Origin of the sequence: Pseudomonas fluorescens (genome assembly GCF_040448305.1) — a bacterium.
GTDB lineage: Bacteria > Pseudomonadota > Gammaproteobacteria > Pseudomonadales > Pseudomonadaceae > Aquipseudomonas > Aquipseudomonas fluorescens_BH.
Genome location: NZ_CP148752.1, coordinates 4,878,732 through 4,902,824, shown reverse-complemented (window position 1 = coordinate 4,902,824; position 24,093 = coordinate 4,878,732). Strand labels below are relative to the sequence as shown.

The window sequence follows — 24,093 nt, the reverse complement described above, 5'->3', positions numbered from 1 at the left end:
CCGAATCAAAGTTTGATCAACACTGACTTCAACTCGGTGTAATGCTCGATCGCCGCATACCCCATCTCACGCCCGACCCCGGACATCTTGTAGCCGCCGAACGGCAGCGCCGGGTCCAGGGCGCTGTGGCAGTTGACCCACACCGAGCCTGACTTGATCCGCGGAATCATCCGGTGCACCGCCGCCAGGTCATTGGACCAGATACTCGCGCCCAATCCATACGGACTGTCATTGGCCATGCGCAATGCATCGGCCTCATCATCGAACGGAATCGCCACCAGCACCGGCCCGAAAATTTCTTCCTGCACCAGTGAGTGCTTCTGATCGACGTCGACAATCACCGTCGGCTTGACGAAGAACCCCGGGCCGAACTGCTCACCGCCGCAGGCGATGGTCGCGCCGCTTTCCCGGCCCTTTTCGATGTAGCCGTAGACGCGCTCCTGCTGGCGCGCCGAGATCAATGGCCCCATGTCGACGCTCGGGTCCAGGCCGTTGCCGAGTTTCATGGCGTTGGCGATGTCGCTGATGTCCGCCACCACATTGTCGAAGTGCTTGCGCTGCACATACAGCCTGGAGCCGGCACAGCAGACCTGGCCCTGGTTGAAGAAGATCGCGCTGGCGGCCCCGGCCGCGGCGGTTTTCAGGTCGGCGTCGGCCATGACGATGGTCGGCGATTTGCCGCCCAGCTCCAGGGTGACCCGGGTCATGGAATCCATGGCGATCTTGCCGATCTGCTTGCCCACGGCGGTGGAGCCGGTGAAGGTCAGCTTGTCCACCAGCGGGTTGTGGGTCAGGGCCGAGCCTGCGGTGATGCCGGTGCCGGTGACCACGTTGAACACGCCCTCGGGATAACCGGCTTCCAGCACCAGCTCGGCGAGTTTCAGGGCGGTCAGCGGGGTTTCGTCGGCGGGCTTGAGCACTACGGTGCAGCCGGTGGCCAGAGCCGGACCGAGCTTCCAGCAGGCCAGCAGCAGCGGGAAGTTCCAGGCAACGATGGCACCGACCACGCCCACGGCTTCGCGGCGGATGAAACTGTGGAACTGGTCGTTGGGCATCAGCGGTGCCGACACGTCAACCGTAGAACCTTCTATCTTGGTCGCCCAACCGGCCATGTAGCGCAGGAAATCGATGGCCAGCTGCACGTCCATCACTTGGGCAACCACTGCGCTTTTACCGTTGTTCAGACATTCCAGCTGCGCCAGCAGTTCGGCGTCGCGCTGCATCAGGTCGGCGAGTTTCCACAGCAGGTTCTGCCGCTCCCGGGGGCGGGTGCGGGTCCAGGCGGAATCGTCGAACGCCTGGCGGGCGGCGAGCACCGCGCGGTCGACATCTTCCGGCGCTGCCCGTGGCACCACGCACAACACCTCACCGGTGGCCGGGTTGTGCAGGGGCATGGTCTGGCCGTCGGCGGCCTCGACCCAGTCACCGCCGATGAGCATGCGCGGGGCGCGCTGGATGAATGCCGAAGTGGCGGGAAGCAGGTTTGGGAGCGACATTGGCGAGGCCTCTTGTTGTTTGTGAGAACCGGGCTTTCGCAATGGCTGTGCCAGTTGTGTTTTTTCGGCCCGAAGGCCCGATCCAGTGGGGTGACAGCTATTTTTCGGGTCACCGTGAGATCGATAAACGTCGCAAAATGCGACGACGTGAGATGTCCCGAACAAAATGCGCATCCGGAACGTAATGCTTTTTGTAGGAGCGAGCCTGCTCGCGATGGACTAAAGAGCACTGCGTTTAACCGGTAAGCACGCGTAATCGTTAACGACCATCGCGAGCAGGCTCGCTCCTACAGAAAGCTATGCTTGTCTCAGGCTGAAACAGTTGTCGCGAAATTAAACGTGGAACGCAGACGACACGATTGGAAAAACACCGGCCTTTATCGGCAAGTCATTGATTCATAAATCTATTCATAAGCTGGCACGCTCCGTGTATTGCTCATCGCAGACGTTTCTCTTGCCTCCGTCAGCGGTCCGCCGCCGACGGCAGAAACCATAAAAACGATAAGCCACAACAATAAGAACGCACCGTGCGAGGTTCGACGTTGATGAAGAGAAAACTCCGATCAGGCATGAGCGCCAGCCTGCTGGCCGTAGCCGCTTGTGTAGCGCTGCATTCGCCTCATAGCCTGGCAGCCCGCGACGCCCAGACCATCCTCAAGGAAACCTGTCAGGGCTGTCACACCCCCGAAGCCGATAATGCCCTCAGCCGCATCAGCCACCAGCGCAAAACGCCGGAAGGCTGGTTGATGAGCATCGCCCGCATGCAGACCATGCACGGTTTGCAGATCAGCGATGACGACCGTCGCACGCTGGTCAAGTACCTGGCCGACACCCAGGGCCTGGCGCCGAGCGAAACCGATGGCGTGCGCTATGCGCTGGAGCGGCGGCTCAATACCGTCGAACAGTTCGACGACCAGACAAGTCAGATGTGCGGCCGCTGCCACTCCGGTGCGCGGGTTGCCCTGCAACGGCGTCCGGCCCAGGAGTGGGAACGCCTGGTGAACTTCCACCTCGGTCAGTGGCCGTCCCTGGAGTACCAGGCGCTGTCCCGGGACCGCGACTGGTTCGATATGGCCCGCAAAGAGATGGTGCCGCTGTTGGCCAAGCGCTATCCGCTGGACAACCCGGCCTGGAAAAAATGGCAGAGCGCGGCGCCGAAAGCCGAAGCCCTGGTGGGCGACTGGAGCTTCAGCGGCCACTTGCCGGGCAAGGGTGAGCTGGCCGGTGTCATGACCGTGAGTGCCGATGGCAGCGACACCTTCAAGGTCAGCGTCAAAGGCCAATACGCCGACGGCAGCCCGTTCAATGGCGACGGCAGTGCGATTCTCTACACCGGCTACGAATGGCGCGGCAACGTGACCATCGATGGCGTGACCATGCGCCAGGTGTTCGCCGCCCAGGGCAATGCGATGCAGGGCCGGATGTTCGAGGCCGAGCATGACGAGCGCGGTCTGGACTTCGTCGCCGCCAAACAGGGTTCGAACCGTTTGCTGGCGGTGCAGCCGGGTTATCTGAAGGCCGGCAGCGAAACCGAAGTGACCCTGATCGGCAGCGGCCTGACCGGCAAGCCGGACTTTGGCAAAGGCGTGGAAGTGCTCGAAGTGGTCGAGCAGAGCCCCGAGCGGATCAAGGTCAAGCTCAAGGCGGCGGCCAATGCCCAACCCGGCGTGCGCGTGGTCAGTGTCGGCGCGTTGAAAGGCCCGAGCCTGTCGGTGTACAGCAAGATCGCCTCGGTCAAGGTCGTGCCGGAATTCTCGGTGGCGCGGATCGGCGAGGGCGGTGGTTCGACGCCGAAAGTCCAAGGCCGTTTCGACGCGGAAGCCTGGGGCAAGGGTGCTGACGGCAAGCCGTATCGCATCGGCGTGTTCCCGGCGCAGTGGAAAGTCGAAGCCTTCGACGACCGCGCCAAGGAAGACGAAGACGTCAAGTTCGCCGGCACCATGCAGGCCGACACCGGCGTGTTCACCCCGGGCGATGCCGGGCCGAACCCGGCACGCAAGATGTCCACCAACAATGCCGGCAACCTCAAGGTGATCGCCGCCGTCGACGACGCAGGGAAATCCCTGACCGGCGAAGGCCACATGATCGTCACCGTGCAACGCTGGAACAATCCACCCATTCCATGAGTTGGCTGACAGCACAGGCTTCAGACACTTTTCGGAATGACCGCAAGCCCCGCCAAGCGGGGCCTGCACAGGAGGTTGGCAATGGGCGCTATCTTGAATCTGGTCGAACGCAACCTGCACGAAGTGCAGGTCGATGCCGACCGCATGCTGTTTCACATCCCCAGCAGTTCGCTGTTCGCCAGCGATGAACTGACGGGCACCATCATCGATACCTTGCGCGGCCCCGGCTGCTCCTCGGACGACTTGATCCAGCGCCTGGCCGCGCGTTTCAACGGCGAAGAAATCACCGAGACCCTGCGCGAGCTGATGGCCCTGGAACTGGTCAGCGACGGTTCGCCGCTGACCCCGGACATCGCCACCAAGCGTGTCGAGCGCACGGCAATCAATACCGTGGTGCTCAACGTCAACACCGGCTGCAACCTGAGCTGCACGTATTGCTACAAGGAAGACCTCGACAAGCCGTCGGCGGGCAAGAAGATGGACGTCGAAACGGCGATCGCCTCGGTGGAAATGCTGCTGCGCGAATCCCCGGACGAAGAGCGTTTCACCGTGGTGTTCTTCGGCGGCGAACCGCTGAGCAACCGCAAGCTGATCGAGTACATGGTCGACTATTGTGAAAAGCGTTTTCGCGAGGCGGGCAAGTTCGTCGAATTCGTCATGACCACCAACGCCACGCTGCTCACCGAAGAAACCGTGGACTACCTCAACGCCCACCGTTTCGGGCTGTCGGTCAGCATCGACGGGCCGAAGACCGTGCACGACCGCAACCGCATCACCGTGGGCGGGCAGGGCACCTACGACGTGGTGCGGCGCAAGGCCGAGATGCTGCTGTCGCGCTACAACAGCCGCCCGGTCGGCGCCCGGGTGACCCTGACCACCGGCGTGACCGACGTCGAAACCATCTGGGATCACCTGTTCAACGAACTGGGTTTTGCCGAAGTCGGCTTTGCCCCGGTGACCTCCGGCGACATCAGCAGCTTCAACCTCACCAGCGATGAACTGGTGCAGGTGTTCGCCAACATGAAGGCCCTTGGTCGTCGCTATCTGGAAGCAGCGCTGGAGCACCGCAACATTGGTTTCTCCAACCTGCACCAACTCATCACCGACATCCACGAAGGCCACAAGAAAGCCCTGCCATGCGGCGCGGGCCTGAAGATGCTGGCGGTGGATCACAAGGGCGAGCTGAACCTGTGCCACCGCTTTACCGGTTCGAGCCTGCCGACCTTCGGCAACGTCCACAGCGGTGTGAAACAGGTGGAGTTGAACGACTTCCTGTCCCAGCGCCTGGACCGCACCAACACCGGCTGCGAAGACTGCCAGATCCGCAACCTGTGTTCCGGCGGCTGCTACCACGAGAGCTACGCCCGCTACGGCGACCCGACGCACCCGACCTATCACTACTGCGAACTGATGCGTGACTGGGTCGACTTCGGCATCGAGGTCTACACCCGGATCATGGCCAATAACCCTGCGTTCATCAGCAGTTACATCACTCCGCGCAAGGCTCACTGATATGAAACATCTCAAGGCAATCAATAACAAAGCGTTGAAGCTGGATCAGGCCGCGGATGAAAACCGCATTGAAGAAGTGGTGGCCATGAGTTCCGTGGCGGGTTGTGCCTCGACCACCGACCCGGGCTGGGAAATCGATGCGTTTGGCGGTGTGTCGTCGCTGTGCCAGCCGATGGAGGCCGACCTCTACGGTTGCTCCGACCCGTGCTGGTGGCCGGCCCAGGTGCCCGACATGATGAGCACCTACCCGGACTGGAACAAGGATGCCCAGGCGTCCAACGACAACTGGCGCAACCTCGGCACTGTCTTCCCCAAAGACAAGTGATCACAGAAGAAGGATTCCAGCATGCGTAACCTCAAAGCCTGCGGCCTGGCCGCGTTCGCCGTCCTGAGCAGCTGTTCTGTCAGTGTTCTGGCCGATGAAAACACCGCGCTGCAAGTCGGTCACGAATACATGGTGACCACCAACTACCCGAACAACCTGCACGTGATCGACCTGGCCACCGACACCCTGTTCAAGACCTGCAAGATGCCCGACGCCTTCGGTCCCGGCTCCGTGCAATTGTCGCCGGATCGCAAGACCGCCTACGTGCTGAACAATCACTATGCGGATGTCTATGGTGTCGAACTGGACAACTGCAAGCAGGTGTTCCACGCCAGCATCACCCAGAAGCCGGGTGAGAAGGCCAAGTCGATGTTCGCCTTCACGGTCAGCCACGACGGCAAGGAACTGTACACCGTCGCCAACCCGACGCTGATGATGAACGATCGCTACGAAGTGCAGCAGCCCCGGCTCGACGTGTACAAGACCGACGCCGGTATGGACGCCAAGCCTGTGCGCAGTTTCCCGGCGCCGCGCCAGCTGACCATCATGCAGAGCGGTGACGACGGCACGCTGTACGTGGCCGGGGCGGACGTCTACAAGGTCAATGTGCAAACCGGAAAGTTCGACGTGCTGATCCCCAGTCGCCACTGGAAACGCCCGAACTACAGCGCGCCCGACGTGCTCTACGTGTGGAACCAGCAGACCTACCGGCATGACTTCTCGCTGCTGTACACCGCGGCGAAATTCAAGGACAAGAAACAGGACCCGGCCACCGCCGAATACCTGTACGGCCTGTTCAGTGTCGACCTGAAGACCGGCAAGACCGAAACCACCGACTTCGGGCCCTTGACCGAAATCTACTTCAGCGGCATGCGCTCGCCCAAGGACCCGAACCTGATGTTTGGCGTGCTCAACCGCCTGGCCAAGTACGACATCAAGCAGAAGAAAATGCTCCAGTCCGCCACGCTCGATCATTCCTACTACTGCATTTCCTTCAACAAGGACGGCAGCAAGATCTACCTGGCAGGGACGTTCAACGACGTGGCGATCTTTGATGCCGACAGCCTGAAGCAGACGGGCAGCATCAAGCTGCCGGGCGGGGACATGGCGATTACCACGGCGCAGATTTTTGTCCGGTAATTGCGGCGCCTGACCTGACGCTATCGCGAGCAGGCTCGCTCCCACAGGTTTTGTGAACACCACAAATCCAATGTGGGAGCGAGCCTGCTCGCGATGGGGCCCTCAAAAACACCGCAAAAACAGCACAAAATCAAACCCCCGGCACCGGACAACTCATATCCCCCTCCTGACACTTCAAGTACTGCTTGAAAGTCTGAACCCGTGCCTTGGTCAGCTCCGTGGTGCAGTTGCTGTAGATCAGCGGATACACACTCCCGCCTTCCACCCCGGACGCCGAGAACTTGCACTCGGCATCACGAAACGCCACCCACGCCCGCTGCGCACCCACCAACTGCTTCTTGCTGTCCGGGTTGCTCTTGAGTCGCGAAGTGATCTGCTGGTACAGCGCATTCAATTCCTTGTCGGCGGCCGCATGCTGCTGCGCCGCGCACTGGTTCATCGTCGCCTGGTCGCTGGCGTTGTCGCAGTCCACGGCGAACGCCATGGAGGTGAACAACAGGGGCGTCAGCGCCAAGAGTAAGCGTGGGTTCATGCTGGAGTGCTCGTTGTGACCGAATGAGAGATGCAGTGTAGCGCCGAGGGGTATTCATCCCGCTAGGCCTGCCATTGCGCGTGTTTGTCCACCGAATCGTATTCCAGCCATGGCACGTCATGGGCCGTCCAGATATGCGCCTGGGGCGTCATCCGCGGATCGGTATCCAGTGTCGCCACCCGAACGATCACGTGGGGCTGGGCCGGCCGTTCGGCCATCAGGTGTGAACCGCAGGCCGAACAGAAGTACCGAAACTTGCCCGGCGACGATTCATGGCAGCTCAGGCGATCCTGGCCTTTGGTCCAGCGAAAGTGCTCGCGCATGACCCCGGCGGTCGATGCAAAAGCCGCTGCGTGTGCCTTGCGGCAGGTTTGGCAATGGCAGTGGCTGATGGGCATGTCGAGGCTGTCGAGTTCGTATTCGATGGCCTTGCACAGGCAACTGCCGCGCAGGTTTTCCATGTCGCTATCCTTTTCGATGCTGTTTCGAGGCCGAACGTTAGCAGTTTCGACCTTCTGATTTTGCGGTAGCTCCAGAACTTATCCACGCAAATGCGACCGAATATCTCAGGTATGGTTGATTGCTCATCCCGATTGGTACAACTTTAAAGTTGGTCTTGTGGTCTTACTGACCTACTGTTCATGTACAGGAGGTGACTTATGAACCCAGCATCTGATCGCATTGAAAGGAAAATCCTGCTCAAGGCCAAGCGTTCACAGGTCTGGCGTGTGCTGGCCAATGCCGAAATGTTCGGACAATGGTTTGGCGTGGCACTGGAAGGCAAGCGTTTTGTGGCCGGCGAGTGGACCCAGGGGCAGGTTACCTACCCCGGTTATGAGCATTTGCGCTGGAATGTACTGGTGGAGCGAGTCGAGCCAGAACGGCTGTTTTCGTTTCGCTGGCACCCTTATGCCGTGAGACCGGAAGTCGATTACTCCCAGGAGCCCACCACACTGGTGAAATTCGAGCTCGAAGACATGGACAACGGCACGTTGCTCAAGGTCTCCGAGTCCGGTTTCGATCACATTCCCCAGGCCCGTCGCGAAAGGGCTTTCCGCATGGACAGTCGTGGTTGGGAGGAGCAAATGAACAATATCGAGCAGTTTTTGATCGACAATGCCAAGTCCCACGAGCAACAGAGTGGCTGAAGTCGGCTCGAAACCTGAGGCGTTCAAGGGTTTCGGAAGGCGGCTTATAGCGAATGTCTTACACGCGATGGTAGCAATGTCGCCTGTTACAAATTGGATCCGATGCGTATTCTCGCCTCACCCACTGAAGCACAGGATGTGCTCAGGATCATGGATGATCGACCATCTGCAAGGAACGCTACGACAAGGAGTCGTCATGGTCTTGGAAAAACCCGCTTCGGCGGGTTTTTGTGTGGGCGCAAGAAACGTCGTGGCGGCAAGAAACGGGTTCCCGCCGCCATTTCTTCACTGTCGGTCGAGTTTTGCCGCCGCGCGCTCGGTGATCTGCGCCCGCAGCTTCAACGAGCCGGCAGCCCGCTGGCGAGCCTCTTCCAGCACACTGGCCGGTGCCGTCTCGGGGCTGCCCGCGCTAAACGGCGGGGCCGGGGCGTATTCCAGTTGCAACTGCACCAGCTCGGCGGTGGCCTGGTCGAACAGCTCGGCGGCCAGGGTCAGGGCGAAGTCGATACCGGCGGTGATACCGCCACCGGTCAACAGATTGCCGTCGCGAACCACCCGGCCTTGCACCGCGATTGCACCCAGCGGCTTGAGCAATTCGTGATACGCCCAGTGAGTGGTGGCGCGTTTGCCCTTGAGCAATCCCGCCGCGCCCAGCACCAGCGAGCCGGTGCACACCGAAGTGATGTAGCGGGCGTTGGCGGCCTGGGCCTTGAGAAAGTCCAGGGTCTGGTCATCTTCCATCAAGGGGCCGACGCCACTGCCACCGGGCACACAGATCACATCCAGTGCCGGGCAATCGTCGAAGGTGGTGGTGGGTTTCAACAGCAGGCCGGTGCTGGCGGTGACCGGCATCAGGTCTTTCCAGATCAGATGCACTTTCACATCCGGCAGCGAGGCCAGTACGTCGTAAGGGCCGGTCAGGTCCAGTTGCTGGACCTGTGGAAACAACAGAAAACCGATCTGCAACGTCATGGTGTTCTTTCTCGTGAAGTGGGTGGACGGTTTGACTTTAGGCTCGTAGGCTTTGGCGCATACGCCAATATCCCCACGAATTACGCCAAATGTCGAAAACCATCCATGTGCTCGCTTTCGCCAACGTGCAATTGCTCGACGTCACCGGGCCGTTGCAGGTATTCGCTTCGGCCAACGACATAGCCCGCCAGCAAGGCCTGCCGCCACCCTACGCGCCGACGGTGATTGCCAGCGGCGGCGGGGCGGTGATGTCGTCGGCGGGCTTGGCGCTGTTGGCCGAAACGTTACCGGAGGAGGGCACCGATACCCTGATCATCGCCGGTGGCTGGGGTGTTTACGCAGCGGCTGAAGATGCGCCGTTGGTCGCCTGGGTGCGCGAACATGCCCGTGGTTGCCGGCGGGTTTCCTCGGTGTGCACAGGTGCGTTCTTGCTGGCGGCCAGCGGCTGGCTCGATGGCCGGCGCGTGGTCACCCACTGGACCCGTTGCGAGCAACTGGCGCAGCAGCATCCGAAACTGCACGTGGAGCCCAACCCGATCTTCATCAACGACGGCCCGGTCTGGACCTCGGCCGGGGTGACAGCCGGCATCGACCTGGCGTTGGCCATGGTCGAACAAGACCTCGGGCGCAGTATGGCCCTCGAAGTCGCCCGGCAACTGGTGGTGTTTCTCAAGCGCCCGGGTGGCCAGTCGCAATTCAGCGTGACCCTGTCCCTGCAACAGGAAGGCAACCGTTTCGACGAACTTCACGCCTGGATCAGCGAAAACCTGACCCACGACCTGGGCATCCCGACCCTGGCCTTGCAGGCCGGCATGAGCGAACGCAGCTTCGTGCGCCACTACCGCGCCGACACCGGCCAGACCCCGGCCCGGGCCATCGAACTGATCCGCGTCGAAACAGCGCGGCGTTTGCTCAGCGATACCGGTGTGCCGATCAAACGGGTGGCGGTGCAATGCGGCTTCGGCAGCGAAGAAACCCTGCGCCGCAGCTTCCTGCGGGCCATGGGCGTGACGCCACAGGCTTATCGGGAGCGGTTTTCGGTCAGTGCTGGCGCAGATCCAGTGGTGTCTTGAGCCACCTTCTGCCTGAGTTCGAATATTGTTTACCTGTATTCACGGCTGCCAAATAACCTTCTCCCCACTCAACCTCCGATCCAGAAAGCACGCCGCACTGATCAACGCTAGATGCGTCAGCGCCTGCGGCGTGTTGCCCATGTGCCGCCCATGGCTGTCGAACTCTTCGGCATACAACCCCAGCGGGTTGGCGTACCTGAGCAGTTGTTCGAACTCCAGGTGGGCCTTGTCGAGCTGGCCGGCGCGGGCCAGGCATTCGACGTACCAGAACGAGCAGGCGGCGAAGGCGCCTTCGCTGCCGGGCAGGCCGTCGATCTGGCTGTCATCGTTGCGGTAGCGGTAGATCATGCCGTCGCGCACCAGGCTCTTTTCGATGGCTTGCAGGGTCGCCAGCCAGCGCGGGTCGCGGGCGCTGACGAAACGCACCAGCGGCATCAGCAGCATCGAACCGTCCAGGCCGGTGCCGCCGATGTGCTGGACGAAATGTCCGCGTTCCTCGCACCAGAAGTTCTCCCAGATGTCGGCGTAGATCGCCTGGCGGGTCTGGTCCCAGCGCGCGAAGGGTGCCGGCAGCGAGCGTTTTGAAGCGAGGCGGATGGCGCGGTCCAGGGCGACCCAGCACATCAGCCGTGAATGCAGGAAATGGTATTGCGCGCCGCGCATCTCCCAGATCCCGACATCCTTTTGCTCCCAGGTTTCGCAAACCTGATCGATCACCTCCACCGTGTGTTTCCAGCCTTCATGGGAGATGGCTTCGCCGTATTTGTTGACCAGGTAAATCGCGTCCATCAGCTCGCCAAAGATATCGAGTTGGACCTGTTCGTAAGCCTGATTGCCGATGCGCACCGGTTGTGCGCCACCATGACCGGACAGGTGCGCCAGCTCGATCTCCGGCAGCTCCTGGCGACCGTCGATGGCATACAGGATATTGAGTTTCATCGGCTTGCCCCGGCAGTCGCTGACCCGCCCGCGCAACCAGCGCATGTAGGCGTTGGCTTCTTCGACGAAGCCCAGGCGCATGAATGCATAGACGGTGAACGAGGCGTCGCGGATCCAGGTGAAGCGATAGTCCCAGTTGCGTGCGCCACCCGGGCTTTCCGGCAGGCCGAAGGTGGCGGCGGCGAGAATGGCGCCGTGTTTGCGCGAGGTCAGCAGCTTCATCGCCAGGGCTGAGCGGTTGACCATTTCGCGCCAGCGGCCGCGGTAGTTGGACTGGCCGATCCAGTCGCGCCAGAACTTCAGGGTGCGCTCCAGGCACAATTGCGCCGCGCCTTCCTTGAAGCGCGGATCGTCGAGGGCGCCGAGCAGGAACTGACCGGTCTGGTCCTGTTCGAGGGTGAACTCGGCGACCGCCACATTCGCGTCGATGCGCAATGCCTGATCCGAAGAGAGCCGCAGAGTCGGTTGGCCGACAGCCTCAAACATCACGTCCTGTTTGTTCTGGCGTGCGCGAGTGTGGGCGCGGGCGTAGTCATGGCGCACGGCGCAGCGCATGTGGAAGGTGGCGCGGCCGCTGACCACACGGATCCGTCGCATCAGCAGCGGCAGGTCATCCTCGGTGTCGCCGACGGGCAGCAGGTCGGTGACTTCGACCACGGCGCGATCACTGAGCCAGCGGGTCAGCAGTACATTGGTGTCGGGCAGGTAGATTTGTTCGTGTCGGGCGTCGGGCAAGTCCGGTGACAACTGGAAAATCCCCGCTTCGGGGGTGTCCAACAGCGAGCAGAAGATCGACGGACTGTCGAACTCCGGCCAGCAGAAAAAATCCACGCTGCCCTTGTCGTTGACCAGCGCCGCGCTGCGCATATCGCCGATGATGCCGTGGGCGTCGATGGGGCGTTGGCGTTCGGGGGGATCAACCATTGTCGCGAAACTCCGGGAACCGGGGGCCTAAATAGCTGACTGGTTTGGGTGGCCGAGAGTTCACTTGGCGGGGTGGTTGTGGTGGTTTTGCTGTCCCCTTCGCGGGCAAGTCGGATCGCCGCACCGCCGCTCCCACATTGGACGGCGTACACAAATCAACTGTAGGAGCGAGCCTGCTCGCGAAGGGGCCTTCACATACAGCCAACAATTCCACGCTTCCCCCACAATCAGCCGTTATGGCAACGTGCAGTCCCCTGATGAGACCCGTCCCATGGCCAACCCCTACCGCGAACTATTCAAAGCCCCCGGCAGCGGCGCCTTCGTGCTGGCCGGGATGATCGCGCGCATGCCGATTTCCATGACCGGCATCGGCCTGATCACCATGCTTTCGCAGTTGCAGGGTGGCTACGCAATGGCCGGCGCGGTGGCGGCGACGTTCGCCCTGGCCACGGCCTTTTGTGCGCCGCAGGTTTCGCGGCTGGTGGATCGATATGGCCAGGGGCGGATTCTACCGGTATCGGCACTGCTCGGCGGTGGGGCACTGTTGCTGCTGTTGCTGTGCACGCGGTTGCAGGCACCCAACTGGACGCTGTTTGTCTTCGCCGCGCTGGCTGGTTGCATGCCGAGCATGTCGGCGATGGTCCGTGCACGCTGGACCGAGGTGTATCGCGGCCGTCCCGAGTTGCAGACCGCCTACGCCCTGGAGTCGGTGCTGGACGAAGTCTGCTTCATCGTCGGGCCGCCACTGTCGGTGGGGTTGTGCGTGGTGGCATTCCCCGAGGCCGGGCCGCTGGCGGCCTTGCTGGCGCTGGCCATCGGCGTCACCGCGTTCGTCTTGCAGCGCAGCACGGAACCGCCGGTGCATCCCCATGAAGAACACCATCAAGGCTCGATCATCCGCTCTCGCGACATTCAGCTGCTGATGCTGTTGATGGTGGCCATGGGCACCATCGTCGGCGTGGTCGACGTGGTCAGCGTCGCCTTCGCGCAACATCAGGGCCAACCGGCGGCGGCAAGCATCGTGCTGTCGGTGTACGCCATCGGCTCGTGCCTGGCCGGGTTGGCGTTCGGCGCACTGCGCTCGAAAGTGCCGCTGGCGCGCCTGTTCCTGTACGGCGGGGTGGCGACGGCGGTGACCACCTTGCCGTTGCTACTGGCGACGAACATTTTCGGCTTGTCCCTGGCGGTGTTTGTCGCCGGCCTGTTTTTCGCGCCGACGCTGATTGTCGCCATGGCCCTGGTGGAGCAGATCGTGCCGCCGGCCAAACTCACCGAAGGCCTGACCTGGCTGGTCACCGGCCTGAGCATCGGCGTGGCGATCGGCGCCGCGGGCTCCGGTTGGCTGGTGGACGCCTTCGGCGCGCGCAGCGGGTTCTGGCTGGCGATTGCGGCGGGGGCAGTGGTACTCGGTTCGGCGATTCCGAGTTATCGCCATCTGAAATGAAGATCAAGCCATCGGGGATAGTCCCCTGTAGGAGCGAGCCTGCTCGCGATAGCGGACTATCAGTCGACATCATCAGTGCCTGACACACTGCTATCGCGAGCAGGCTCGCTCCTACAAGGGATCTCTGTATAACTAATTCCCGGCACACCTCATCCGTTCTCTTTACAGACAACTCTCGAGGAAAACCCGGTGACCCCGCTGACATTGCTGTGCCTGCCCTATTCGGGCGCGAGTGCCATGGTCTATAGCCGTTGGCGGCGCAAGCTGCCGCAGTGGCTCACGCTGCAACCGGTGGAACTGCCGGGGCGCGGCGTGCGGTACGGCGAGCCCTTGCACACCGACATGCGCCGCCTGGCGCTGCAATTGGCCCAGGAACAAAAAGCCACGCTGAAGGCGCCTTACGCGCTGTTCGGCCACAGCATGGGCGCGTTGCTGGCCTGCGAGATGGCCCACGCATTTCGCTCCCTGGGTTGCCCGGAACCGGTAGCGCTGTTCGCCTCGGGCACCGCCGCGCCGACCCTGCGCGCCGACTACGACCGGGGCTTTGCCCAGCCTAAAAGCGACGCCGAACTGATCGAGCAACTGCGCACCCTCAACGGCACCAGCGAAGAGATCCTGGCCAACGAAGAGTTGATGAGCCTGACCCTGCCGGTGCTGCGCGCGGACTTCCTGCTGTGCGGACGTTTCGAACCGGTGCAGCGGCCGTTGCTCAAGTGCCCGGTGCACGTGCTCGGCGGCAAGACCGACCGCGCCACCGCTGAACAGTTGATCGGCTGGAGCCAGGAAACCCGTGGCAGTTTTTCGGTGGACATGCTGGCGGGCGGGCACTTCTTCATCCATGAGCAAGAGGCCAAGGTACTGCGGGTGATCAAGGATCAGCTTGAGGTGCATCATCGGCGGTATTCCATGGCTGCCGTGGTTTAACACCACTCCCAAATTTCACCCGCCCCCTGTGGGAGCGAGCTTGCTCGCGATGGCGTCGTGTCAGCCGACAATAATGGTGCCTGACACACTGCTATCGCGAGCAAGCTCGCTCCCACATTTTGATTTTCAGCAACCCTGAATTCCGCGTTTCACTCCCTCCTGATACTTGTCCCCATCCGCTAATTTTTCCCGCCTGCATTCGTTTTATAGGGACGACGCGCCCTTGCGCCTGCTGCCTACTGATGCGGATGCCGATAGATGAATGCTGAAGACTCCTTGAAACTTGCTCGCCGGTTTATCGGGCTGCCCCTGGAAAAGCGCCAGATGTTTCTTGCGGCCTTGCACAAGGAGGGCGTGGATTTCGCCCGTTTTCCGATTCCGGCCGGCATCGAGGCCGAGGATCGCCAGGCGCTGTCGTACGCCCAGCAACGCATGTGGTTTCTCTGGCAACTGGATCCCCACAGCGGCGCCTACAACCTGCCGGGTGCGGTGCGGCTGACCGGGCGCCTGAACCTGTCGGCGCTGGAGCAGGCGTTCGCCAGCCTGGTGGCGCGGCATGAAACCCTGCGCACGGTGTTCGCCCGTCAGGCCGATGACAGCTTGCAGCAAGTGCCGGCCGCTGCGCCGCTGCGGATCGAACAGGTGGATTTCAGCGCATTGCCTGCCAATGAGCGCGAAGGTGCAGTGGCTGAAACCGCCGAACAGCAATCGGTACTGCCGTTCGATCTGTCGACCGGTCCGCTGCTGCGGGTGACCTTGCTCAAGCTCGCCGAGCAGGAACATGTCCTGCTGTTGACCCTGCACCACATAGTGTCCGACGGCTGGTCGATGAACGTGCTGATCGACGAATTCATCCGCTGCTACGACGCCTTCGATGCGGGCGCACAGCCGCAGCTGGCAGCGTTGCCGATCCAGTACAGCGACTACGCACTGTGGCAGCGCCGCTGGCTGGAGGCGGGCGAGCAGGCGCGGCAACTGGCGTACTGGCAGGCGCAATTGGGTGACAAACACCCGGTGCTGGAATTGCCGCTGGATCATTCGCGCCCGGCGATGCCGAGTTATCGCGGTACTCGCTATGAATTCGCGGTGGAGGCGCAACTGGCCGAGCAACTGCGCGGCACCGCGCAGAGGCACAACATCACCCTGTTCATGCTGTTGCTCGGTGCCTTCAATGCGCTGCTGCATCGCTACACCGGGCAAACCGACATCCGCGTCGGCGCGCCCATCGCCAACCGCAACCGCGCGGAAATCGAAGGCCTGATCGGCTTCTTCGTCAACACCCAGGTACTGCGCACGCAACTGGACGGCCAGACCCGGGTCGACGACCTGCTGCGTGCCATCAAGGAAACCGCCCTCGGCGCCCAGGCCCATCAGGACCTGCCGTTCGAGCGCCTGGTCGAGGCGCTGAAACTGGAACGCAGCCTCAGCCACACGCCGCTGTTCCAGGTGATGTACAACCACCAGCCGCACGTGGCAGACATGGCCTCGGTCAGCACCGCGTCCGGCCTGGAGCTGGGCAGCATCGACTGGCAAAGCCGCACCACCCAGTTCGACCTGACCCTCGACACCTGGGAGAAGGGCGGCAAGCTGCACGCCGCGCTGACCTACGCCAGCGACCTGTTCGAGGCCGATACCATTGCGCGCATGGCCGGGCACTGGACGCGCCTGTTGCAGGCGATTGTCGACGACTCGACGCAAGAAATCGGCGAGTTGCCGATGCTGACGGTGGATGAGCAGCAAGTGCTGGTGCGGGACTGGAACCGCACCGCCGAGACCTATCCGGTCGAGCAGTGCATGCATCAGTTGATCCAGGCCCAGGCCCGACGCACCCCCGACGCGCCGGCGCTGGTGTTTGGCGATCGCCGGCTCAGCTACGGGCAACTCGATGCCCGCAGCAATCAACTGGCGCACTGCTTGCGCGAGCAGGGTGTTGGCCCGGATGTGCTGGTGGGGATTTGCGTCGAGCGTTCGCTGGAAATGGTCATCGCCCTGTTGGCGATTCACAAGGCCGGTGGTGCCTACGTACCGCTGGATCCGGAGTACCCGGCCGAACGCCTGGCCTACATGATCGAAGACAGCGCGATTGGCTTGCTGCTCAGCCAAAGCACCTTGATCGGCGCACTGCCCACCGAGGGCGTCAAGATCATCGCCCTGGATCAGGAACAGGACTGGCTCGACGGCTACAGCGAGACCTGCCCGCTGGTTGAAGTGCATCCGTTGAACCTGGCCTATGTGATCTACACCTCCGGCTCCACCGGCAAGCCGAAGGGCGCCGGCAACAGTCACGTGGCGCTGGTCAACCGCTTGTGCTGGATGCAGCAGGCTTACGGGCTGGATGGCAGCGACTCGGTGTTGCAGAAAACCCCGTTCAGTTTTGACGTGTCGGTGTGGGAATTCTTCTGGCCGCTGATGACCGGCGCGCGCCTGGTGGTGGCGCCGCCGGGGGCGCATCGGGAACCGGCGCAGTTGATCCGCCTGATCGGTGACTACGGCATCAGCACGCTGCACTTTGTGCCGTCGATGCTCCAGGCGTTCATCCACGAGCCGGGTGTCGAGGCGTGCACCGGCCTCAAGCGCATCGTCTGCAGCGGAGAAGCCTTGCCGCTGGATGCCCAATTGCAGGTGTTCAAAAAACTGCCGGACGCCGGGTTGTACAACCTGTACGGCCCGACCGAGGCAGCCATCGACGTCACCCACTGGACCTGCATCGACGAAGGCGCCGACAGCGTGCCGATCGGCCGGCCCATCGCCAACCTGCGCACCCATGTGCTGGATGCGCAATTGCTGCCGGTTCCGGCCGGCGTGGCGGGGGAGTTGTACCTCGGCGGCGCCGGGCTGGCGCGCAGTTATCACCGGCGTCCGGCGCTCAGCGCCGAGCGTTTCGTGCCGTGTCCCTTCCATGACGGCGCGCGCTTGTACCGTACCGGCGACCGCGTGCGCCAGCGCGCCGACGGGGTGGTCGAATACCTCGGTCGCCTCGACCATCAAGTCAAATTGCGCGGCCTGCGCATCGAGCTGGGGGAAATCGAAACCCGCCTGATGCAGCATTCCCTGGTGCGTGAGGCCGTGGTGCTGGTGCAGGGCGGCAAGCATCTGGTGGCGTATCTGGTGCTGGAAAATCCCGATGCTGACGCGCAGTGGCCGCAAACCCTCAAGGCCTGGCTGCTCGGCAGCCTGCCGGAATACATGGTGCCCACCTACCTGATGCCACTGGACGCCTTGCCGGTGACCGCCAACGGCAAGCTCGACCGCAAGGCCTTGCCGCCACCCGACGCCGTGCCGCAACAGGCATTCGTCGCGCCGCAGGATGCGCTGCAGACCGCGCTGGCGCAGATCTGGCAGGACGTATTGGGCGCGGACCTCGTGGGCCTCGAAGACAATTTCTTCGAGCTTGGCGGCGACTCGATCATTTCCATCCAGGTGGTCAGTCGTGCCCGTCAGGCGGGCATTCGCCTCAGCCCGCGTGACCTGTTCCAGTACCAGACCGTGCGCAGCCTGGCACTGGTCGCGGCGTTCGACAGCCGCAGCACCATCGACCAAGGCCCGGTCAGTGGCGAGGTGATCCTGACCCCGGCGCAGCATTACTTCTTCGAACAGGCCATCGCCCAGCGCCGGCATTGGAACCAGTCGCTGCTGCTGACACCCCGGGAAGCGTTGAATCCTGAGGCGTTGGAACGGGCTTTGGTTACTGTCATCAACCACCACGACGCCTTGCGCCTGCGCTTTATCGACGGCTCCGAAGACGGCCCCGAAGGCTGGCAGCAGCGCCATGCAGCGCCAGTCGAGTCAGCTGGATTGTGGCTGCGTCAGGCGTCTTCGACCGAAGCCTTGACCGCCTTGTGCGATGAAGCGCAACGCAGTCTCGATCTGGCCGACGGGCCGCTGCTGCGTGCCTTGCTGGTCAGCCTCGACGATGGCAGCCAGCGCCTGCTGCTGGTGGTCCATCACCTGGCCGTGGACGGGGTGTCATGGCGGGTGTTGCTCGAAGATTTGCAACTGGCTTACCGGCAAGTGGCGCTGCCCGAGAAAACCAGCGCCTACCAGACCTGGGCCGCGCACCTGCAACAGCATGCCGGCACCGTGCCTGGGCAAATGCCGTACTGGCAGGCGCAACTGGCGGATGCCCGGGACCTGCCGTGTGACAACCCCCAGGGCAGTTTGCAGCAGCGCCACGGGCACAAGATCGAGTCGACACTGGACGCCGAGCTGACCCGCCTGTTGCTGCAACAGGCCCCGGCGGCCTATCGCACCCAGGTCAATGATCTGTTGCTCACGGCGCTGGCGCGGGTCATCTGCCGCTGGAGTGGGCAGGGCTCGACGCTGATCCAGCTGGAAGGCCACGGCCGCGAAGACCTGGGCGACGACATCGACCTGAGCCGTACCGTCGGCTGGTTCACCAGCCTGTTTCCGTTGCGCCTGCAACCCGAAGCCGGGGCGGCGAATTCGATCAAGTCGATCAAGGAGCAACTGCGCGCCATTCCCGGCAAAGGCCTGGGCTACGGCGTGCTGCGCTACCTCGGTGAACCGGCACAGCGCCAGGCCTTGCAAGACCTGCCGGTGCCACGGATCACCTTTAACTACCTGGGGCAGTTCGACCGTCAGTTTGACGACGCCGCGCTGTTCGTCCCGGCCCCGGAAAGCGGCGGCCAGGCCCAGGGCGACGATGCGCCGCTGGCCAACTGGCTGAGCGTGGAAGGCCAGGTGTATGGCGGGCAGCTCTCGCTGCAATGGGGCTTTAGCCGTGACATGTTTGCCGAGTCCACCGTGCAACGACTGGCCGATGCCTACACCGAAGAACTCAAGACGCTGATCGAACATTGCTGCACGACAACGGCGGGCCAGGTCACGCCGTCGGACTTCCCGCTGGCGCGCGTCACCCAGGCACAACTCGATGCCTTGCCTGTTGCGGCGCTGGCCATCGAGGACGTTTACCCGCTGACACCGATGCAACAGGGCATGCTGTTCCACACCCTGTACGAACCCCAGGCCGAGGCCTACATCAATCAATTGCGCCTGGACATTCAGGGCCTGGAACTGGCGGCATTCGGCCGGGCCTGGCAGGCGGCGATCAACCGTCATGACATCCTGCGCAGCAGCTTCCACTGGCTGGGGCTCGAGTGCGCGCATCAGGTGATTCATCGCCAGATCGACCTGCAACTGCAAGTGATCGAAGCGGCCGACATCGACCTCGATGCACTGGCCGTCGAGGAGCGCAGCCGTGGCTTCGAACTCAGCGCCGCGCCGTTGTTCCGCCTGCTGCTGGTGCGTCGGGGCAGTGAAGACTGGCACCTGATCCATACCAGCCATCACATCCTCATGGACGGCTGGAGCAACGCCCAGTTGCTCGGCGAAGTGATCCAGCACTATGCCGGCCAGACGTTGGCCAGGCCGTTGGGGCAATACCGCGACTACCTGGGCTGGATTCAACAGCAGCCGCTGCTGGCCGCCGAGCAGTTCTGGAAACAGGCGCTGGCGCCGCTGGAAACGCCGACGCTGCTGGCGCAAGCCTTGCCGGCGCCCGCCGAAGGGCGCGGCATGGGCGAACATCAATTGAGCCTTGAAAGTGCCGCACTACAGCGCCTGAGCGATTTCGCCCGCCAGCAGAAAGTCACCCTCAACACGCTGCTGCAAGGCGCTTGGGGCCTGCTGTTGCAGCGCTACACCGGCCAATCCTGCGTGGCCTTCGGCGCAACCATTGCCGGGCGTTCCGCGCCGTTGCCGGGCATCGAGCAGCAGTTGGGGCTGTTCATCAACACCTTGCCGATCATCGCCGCGCCGCAGGCCGGGCAGTCGGTGGCCCAGTGGCTCAACGACCTGCAAGCCCTGAACCTGAGCCTGCGCGAGTTCGAACACGTACCGCTGTATGATATTCAGGGCTGGGCCGGGCAACAGGGGGCGCTGTTCGACAGCCTGCTGGTGTTCGAGAACTTCCCGGTGGCCGAAGCCCTCAAGCAAGGTGCGCCGGCGGGCCTGACCTTTGGCGCGCTGCGCAATCACGAAATCACCAGTTACCCGCTGACCTTGGGCATCGAAGTCGGCGCCACGTTGCGACTGGATTTCAGTTTCGACCGCACCCGGTTCAGTGCTGCGCAGATCAGCCAGTTGGGCGCCAGCCTGTTGCAGGTGCTGGCGCAATTTGTTGCCCAGCCACAACAGACGCTCGGTGCCGTCAGCCTGCTGGACGCTCAGGCCCAAGCCCAGGTAATACGCGGCTCGCATCCACCGGCACCGCAACTGGACAGTCCGTTGCTGGCCCATCAGCGTTTCGAGCAACAAGCGGCACGCACTCCCGATGCGCTGGCGGTGATGGTCGGCGAAGAGCGCCTGACCTATGCCCAGCTCAATGCGCAAGCCAACCAGCTCGCCCATCGCCTGCGCGCCCAGGGTGTGGCGCCGGGGCAGCGGGTGGGGCTGTCGGTGCGGCGCAATGCGCAAATGATCGTCAGCCTGATGGCGATCCTCAAGGCCGGCGCCGGTTATGTGCCGCTGGACCCGGATTACCCGGCCGAGCGCCTGGCCTACATGATCGAAGACAGCGGCATGGACCTGCTGCTGGCGCAACCGGGGTTGCTGGTCGATGTGACGCTACCGCAAGGGTTGCCACGCCTGGCGCTGGAGCCAGACGCAGGCACCGGGTATTGCACCGACAACCTGGTCAACCTCGCCAGCGCCGAAGACCTCGCCTATCTGATCTACACCTCCGGTTCCACCGGACGCCCGAAAGGCGTGTGCCTGGCCCATGCTGCTTTGCGCGAGTTTTGCGTGATCGCAGCGGACTACTCACAACTCACCCCGCAAGACCGCGTGCTGCAATTCGCCACGTTCAGCTTCGACGGCTTTGTCGAACAGTGCTACCCGCCACTGTGCGTGGGTGCGGCGCTGGTGATGCGCGGCGATGAGCTGTGGGACACCGACACCCTCTATCGCCAGATCATCGAACAGGGCGTGACCCTGGCGGATTTGCCGGCGGCGTACTGGTTCCTGCTGACTCAGGAGTGGGCCGCGCAACCGCAGCGGGACAAGGGGCGCTTGCGTCAGGTCCACGTCGGCGGCGAAGCCATGTCGCTGGAAGGCCTGAAGCTGTGGCACGCCGCCGGTTTGGGCGATGTGCGCCTGCTCAACACCTACGGGCCAACCGAAGCCACGGTGGTGTCCAGCACCCATGAGTGCACGCTGGCCGATACCCGCAATCAGATTGGCGTGCCCATCGGCAAAGCCCTGCCAGGACGCGCACTGTATGTGCTGGACAGCGAAGGGCACCTGCTGCCGGCCGGCTGCGTTGGCGAATTGTGCATCGGTGGCGACGCCGGCCTTGCCCAGCATTATCACCAGCGACCGGGCTTGAGCGCCGAGCGCTTCACCGCCGATCCGTTTTCCAGCACTCCGGGGGCACGGCTGTACCGCAGCGGCGACCTCGCGCGCTATCGCGAGGATGGTGCGCTGGAGTACCTGGGGCGCATCGATCATCAGGTGAAAATCCGTGGTTTCCGGGTCGAGCTCGGAGAACTCGAAGCGCACCTGCAAGGCCTGCCGATGATCAGCGAAGCCGCGGTGCTAGTGCACGAAGGCGTCGGCGGCAAGCAATTGATCGGCTACGTGGTGCCGACTTCGGATGAACTGCTGGACGCTGATGCGCGTCAACTCACCGACACCGTGCGTCGCGCTCTGGGCGAACGCTTGCCGGACTACATGCTGCCGGCGCAACTGGTGTTGCTGGCCGCGTTGCCGCTCAACCGCAACGGCAAACTCGACCGCGCCGCCTTGCCAGCGCCTGAAGTCTGGGAAGCGACAGCGGGTACTGCACCCCAAGGCGAATTGGAAATCGAACTGGCGCAGATCTGGCGGCAGGTGTTGCAGGTCAGTCGCGTCGACCGCGAAAACAGCTTCTTCGAATTGGGCGGGCACTCGTTGCTGGCGACGCAAATCGTCTCGCAGATCCGCCAGCGCCTGGGCCGGTCGGTGAGCCTGCGCAGCCTGTTCGAACATCCGCGCCTCGTGGATTTCGCCGTACAGGTGCAAACGCTGCAACACAGCTGTGAACGCCCGGCGCTGGTGGCGGACACCTCCGGCGAACGCCAGCCGTTGTCCTTTGCCCAGCAGCGCCTGTGGTTCCTGTGGAACCTGGAGCCGGACAGTTCGATGTACAACATGCCGGGTGCCTTGCGCCTGCGCGGCGAGTTGAACCTCGATGCCCTGCGCCTCACCTTCGAAACCCTGGTGCAGCGTCACGCCGTGTTGCGCACCACCTTTTACGAGGAAGACGGCCAGGCCTGGCAGCGGGTCCACGGGCAATTGCCGTTGAGCTTCGAGGCCAGCGACCTGCGGCATCGGCCGGCGCCGGACGTCGAAGCGCAGCAACTGGCCCGCGAGGAAGTCGCCCGGCCATTCGACCTGCGCCACGGTCCGTTGCTGCGGGTGCGGGTGCTGCGGGTCGCGGACGACGAGCATGTGCTGTTGCTGACGGTGCATCACATCGTCGCCGATGACTGGTCGTTCCGCGTGCTGATCAATGAATTCGTCACGCTCTATCCAACCCTCAACCGTGGCCAGACCCCGCAACTGCCGGCGCACAGCGTGCAGTACGCCGACTTCGCCAAATGGCAGCGCCAGTGGCTGGAACAGGGCGGCGAGTTGCAGCGCCAGCTCGACTACTGGCAGCAGCGCCTTGCCGAGCCACAAGCGGTGCTGGAGTTGCCCGTCGATGGTGACGGGCGCGCGGCGCAGGAAGGTGCTAGCGCCCATTTCACCTTCAGCGGCGAACTCAGCCAGCAGTTGCGCGACTTTGCCCAACAGCGCGATCTGTCGCTGTTCATGCTGCTGCTGGCCAGTTTCACCCTGGTCCTGCGCCAGCGTACCGAGGTCAGTCGGGTGCGCATCGGCACCGATATCGCCAACCGAAATCAAGCCGAGCTTGAAGAAATGGTCGGCTTCTTCGTTAACCAATTAGTACTGCAAGTGGAGGTCGATACCGAGCAGTCGGCGGCGCAGTTGCTGGAGGCTTGTCGCCGGGCGGTGCTGGAGGCATCGGACCATCAGGACCTGCCGTTCGAGCGTCTGGTGGAGGCCTTGCGCTTGCCACGCCGGGCCGGCCGTTCGCCGCTGTTCGACATCAAGCTGATCTACCAGGAAGGCGTCGGTCGCCTGCCGTCGATGGAGGGCCTGCAGGTCGAGGACTTTCCGTCCGGGCGCCAGGCCGCCGAAATCGGCATGGTCGCCGCGTTCTACAACGATGCACAGCACATTCACTTGAGTTTCGAAACGCCGGTGGGCCAGTACCTGCCGAGCACGCTGGAGTCCTTGTTCGAGCAGATCCGGGCGGTGCTCGAAGCGCTGATACGCGCTGACGGGGTGCAGGTCGGTGAGTTGCTGGACCTGGCCGCCGAGGTGCAGCGCCGAGCCGATGCGCGCTTGAACGAGCAACGCAAGGCCTTGCTCGGCGGCGCCATGGCGATCAAGCGTCGCTCGGCGAACCGTGGCGCGCCGGCAGCGCAATCCGCGGCGGACTGATTCAGGCGGCGGCGCCTCTGAGCGCCGCCGT

Annotated in this window: 14 protein-coding genes; 9 read left to right on the top strand and 5 right to left on the bottom strand. The window is 63.1% G+C overall.

The genetic code is table 11. The features are described from left to right. Window positions 1-5: 5 nt before the first annotated feature. Window positions 6-1,496, bottom strand: a complete 1,491-nt coding sequence (locus WHX55_RS22145; RefSeq protein ID WP_150753223.1) for an aldehyde dehydrogenase family protein — start codon at window positions 1,494-1,496, stop codon at window positions 6-8. Between the two features lie 545 nt (window positions 1,497-2,041). On the opposite strand from WHX55_RS22145, the gene peaA reads away from it, so the two are divergent. From peaA to peaD, 4 genes are all read left to right on the top strand, one after another. Beyond that, window positions 2,042-3,622 (top strand): quinohemoprotein amine dehydrogenase subunit alpha, encoded by a 1,581-nt coding sequence (peaA, locus tag WHX55_RS22140; RefSeq protein WP_150753222.1) that lies wholly within the window; start codon window positions 2,042-2,044, stop codon window positions 3,620-3,622. Window positions 3,623-3,703: 81 nt separating this feature from the next. Next, window positions 3,704-5,134, top strand: coding sequence for a quinohemoprotein amine dehydrogenase maturation protein (peaB, locus tag WHX55_RS22135; RefSeq protein WP_008056152.1), 1,431 nt, complete (start codon window positions 3,704-3,706; stop codon window positions 5,132-5,134). A 1-nt stretch (window position 5,135) separates the two neighbouring features. After that, window positions 5,136-5,459 carry a quinohemoprotein amine dehydrogenase subunit gamma gene (qhpC, locus tag WHX55_RS22130; RefSeq protein ID WP_008016081.1) on the top strand — a complete coding sequence of 108 codons (324 nt, stop codon included), beginning with the start codon at window positions 5,136-5,138 and terminating at the stop codon, window positions 5,457-5,459. Window positions 5,460-5,480: 21 nt separating this feature from the next. Continuing rightward, the gene (gene peaD / locus WHX55_RS22125; protein WP_150753221.1) at window positions 5,481-6,599 is read left to right on the top strand and encodes a quinohemoprotein amine dehydrogenase subunit beta; all 1,119 of its coding nucleotides are present in this window, start codon (window positions 5,481-5,483) and stop codon (window positions 6,597-6,599) included. Window positions 6,600-6,729: 130 nt separating this feature from the next. Here peaD and WHX55_RS22120 read toward each other — a convergent pair whose 3' ends face one another. Further along, window positions 6,730-7,131, bottom strand: coding sequence for a lysozyme inhibitor LprI family protein (locus WHX55_RS22120; RefSeq protein ID WP_150753220.1), 402 nt, complete (start codon window positions 7,129-7,131; stop codon window positions 6,730-6,732). A 62-nt stretch (window positions 7,132-7,193) separates the two neighbouring features. Continuing rightward, window positions 7,194-7,592: a GFA family protein gene (locus WHX55_RS22115; RefSeq protein ID WP_150753219.1), complete on the bottom strand. Its 399-nt coding sequence runs from the start codon at window positions 7,590-7,592 to the stop codon at window positions 7,194-7,196. Between the two features lie 198 nt (window positions 7,593-7,790). Here WHX55_RS22115 and WHX55_RS22110 point away from each other — a divergent pair, with 198 nt between their 5' ends. Continuing rightward, window positions 7,791-8,279: an SRPBCC family protein gene (locus tag WHX55_RS22110; RefSeq protein ID WP_150753218.1), complete on the top strand. Its 489-nt coding sequence runs from the start codon at window positions 7,791-7,793 to the stop codon at window positions 8,277-8,279. Between the two features lie 285 nt (window positions 8,280-8,564). On the opposite strand, the gene inhA is transcribed toward WHX55_RS22110, so the two are convergent. Continuing rightward, window positions 8,565-9,251: an isonitrile hydratase gene (inhA, locus tag WHX55_RS22105; protein WP_150725713.1), complete on the bottom strand. Its 687-nt coding sequence runs from the start codon at window positions 9,249-9,251 to the stop codon at window positions 8,565-8,567. An 89-nt stretch (window positions 9,252-9,340) separates the two neighbouring features. On the opposite strand from inhA, the gene WHX55_RS22100 reads away from it, so the two are divergent. Beyond that, a complete protein-coding gene (locus WHX55_RS22100; protein ID WP_353741326.1) occupies window positions 9,341-10,324 on the top strand; it encodes a GlxA family transcriptional regulator in 984 nt (327 codons plus the stop codon). A 39-nt stretch (window positions 10,325-10,363) separates the two neighbouring features. Here WHX55_RS22100 and WHX55_RS22095 read toward each other — a convergent pair whose 3' ends face one another. After that, window positions 10,364-12,187: a glycoside hydrolase family 15 protein gene (locus WHX55_RS22095; protein WP_353741325.1), complete on the bottom strand. Its 1,824-nt coding sequence runs from the start codon at window positions 12,185-12,187 to the stop codon at window positions 10,364-10,366. Between the two features lie 271 nt (window positions 12,188-12,458). Here WHX55_RS22095 and WHX55_RS22090 point away from each other — a divergent pair, with 271 nt between their 5' ends. From WHX55_RS22090 to WHX55_RS22080, 3 genes are all read left to right on the top strand, one after another. After that, on the top strand, window positions 12,459-13,631 hold the full coding sequence (locus WHX55_RS22090; RefSeq protein WP_150753214.1) for an MFS transporter: 1,173 nt from the start codon (window positions 12,459-12,461) through the stop codon (window positions 13,629-13,631). A gap of 189 nt (window positions 13,632-13,820) precedes the next feature. Next, window positions 13,821-14,555, top strand: a complete 735-nt coding sequence (locus tag WHX55_RS22085; RefSeq protein WP_353741324.1) for an alpha/beta fold hydrolase — start codon at window positions 13,821-13,823, stop codon at window positions 14,553-14,555. A 258-nt stretch (window positions 14,556-14,813) separates the two neighbouring features. Continuing rightward, complete coding sequence (locus WHX55_RS22080; RefSeq protein ID WP_353741323.1) at window positions 14,814-24,062, top strand: amino acid adenylation domain-containing protein; 9,249 nt, start codon at window positions 14,814-14,816, stop codon at window positions 24,060-24,062. Window positions 24,063-24,093: the final 31 nt, after the last annotated feature.

Coding starts and splice junctions, on each gene's coding strand:
- peaA (WP_150753222.1), top strand. CDS start 2,042: ATGAAGAGAAAACTCCGATCAGGCATGAGCGCCAGCCTGCTGGCCGTA.
- qhpC (WP_008016081.1), top strand. CDS start 5,136: ATGAAACATCTCAAGGCAATCAATAACAAAGCGTTGAAGCTGGATCAG.
- WHX55_RS22110 (WP_150753218.1), top strand. CDS start 7,791: ATGAACCCAGCATCTGATCGCATTGAAAGGAAAATCCTGCTCAAGGCC.
- WHX55_RS22090 (WP_150753214.1), top strand. CDS start 12,459: ATGGCCAACCCCTACCGCGAACTATTCAAAGCCCCCGGCAGCGGCGCC.
- WHX55_RS22095 (WP_353741325.1), bottom strand. CDS start 12,187: ATGGTTGATCCCCCCGAACGCCAACGCCCCATCGACGCCCACGGCATC.
- peaD (WP_150753221.1), top strand. CDS start 5,481: ATGCGTAACCTCAAAGCCTGCGGCCTGGCCGCGTTCGCCGTCCTGAGC.
- WHX55_RS22115 (WP_150753219.1), bottom strand. CDS start 7,592: ATGGAAAACCTGCGCGGCAGTTGCCTGTGCAAGGCCATCGAATACGAA.
- peaB (WP_008056152.1), top strand. CDS start 3,704: ATGGGCGCTATCTTGAATCTGGTCGAACGCAACCTGCACGAAGTGCAG.
- WHX55_RS22120 (WP_150753220.1), bottom strand. CDS start 7,131: ATGAACCCACGCTTACTCTTGGCGCTGACGCCCCTGTTGTTCACCTCC.
- WHX55_RS22100 (WP_353741326.1), top strand. CDS start 9,341: ATGTCGAAAACCATCCATGTGCTCGCTTTCGCCAACGTGCAATTGCTC.
- WHX55_RS22080 (WP_353741323.1), top strand. CDS start 14,814: ATGAATGCTGAAGACTCCTTGAAACTTGCTCGCCGGTTTATCGGGCTG.
- inhA (WP_150725713.1), bottom strand. CDS start 9,251: ATGACGTTGCAGATCGGTTTTCTGTTGTTTCCACAGGTCCAGCAACTG.
- WHX55_RS22145 (WP_150753223.1), bottom strand. CDS start 1,496: ATGTCGCTCCCAAACCTGCTTCCCGCCACTTCGGCATTCATCCAGCGC.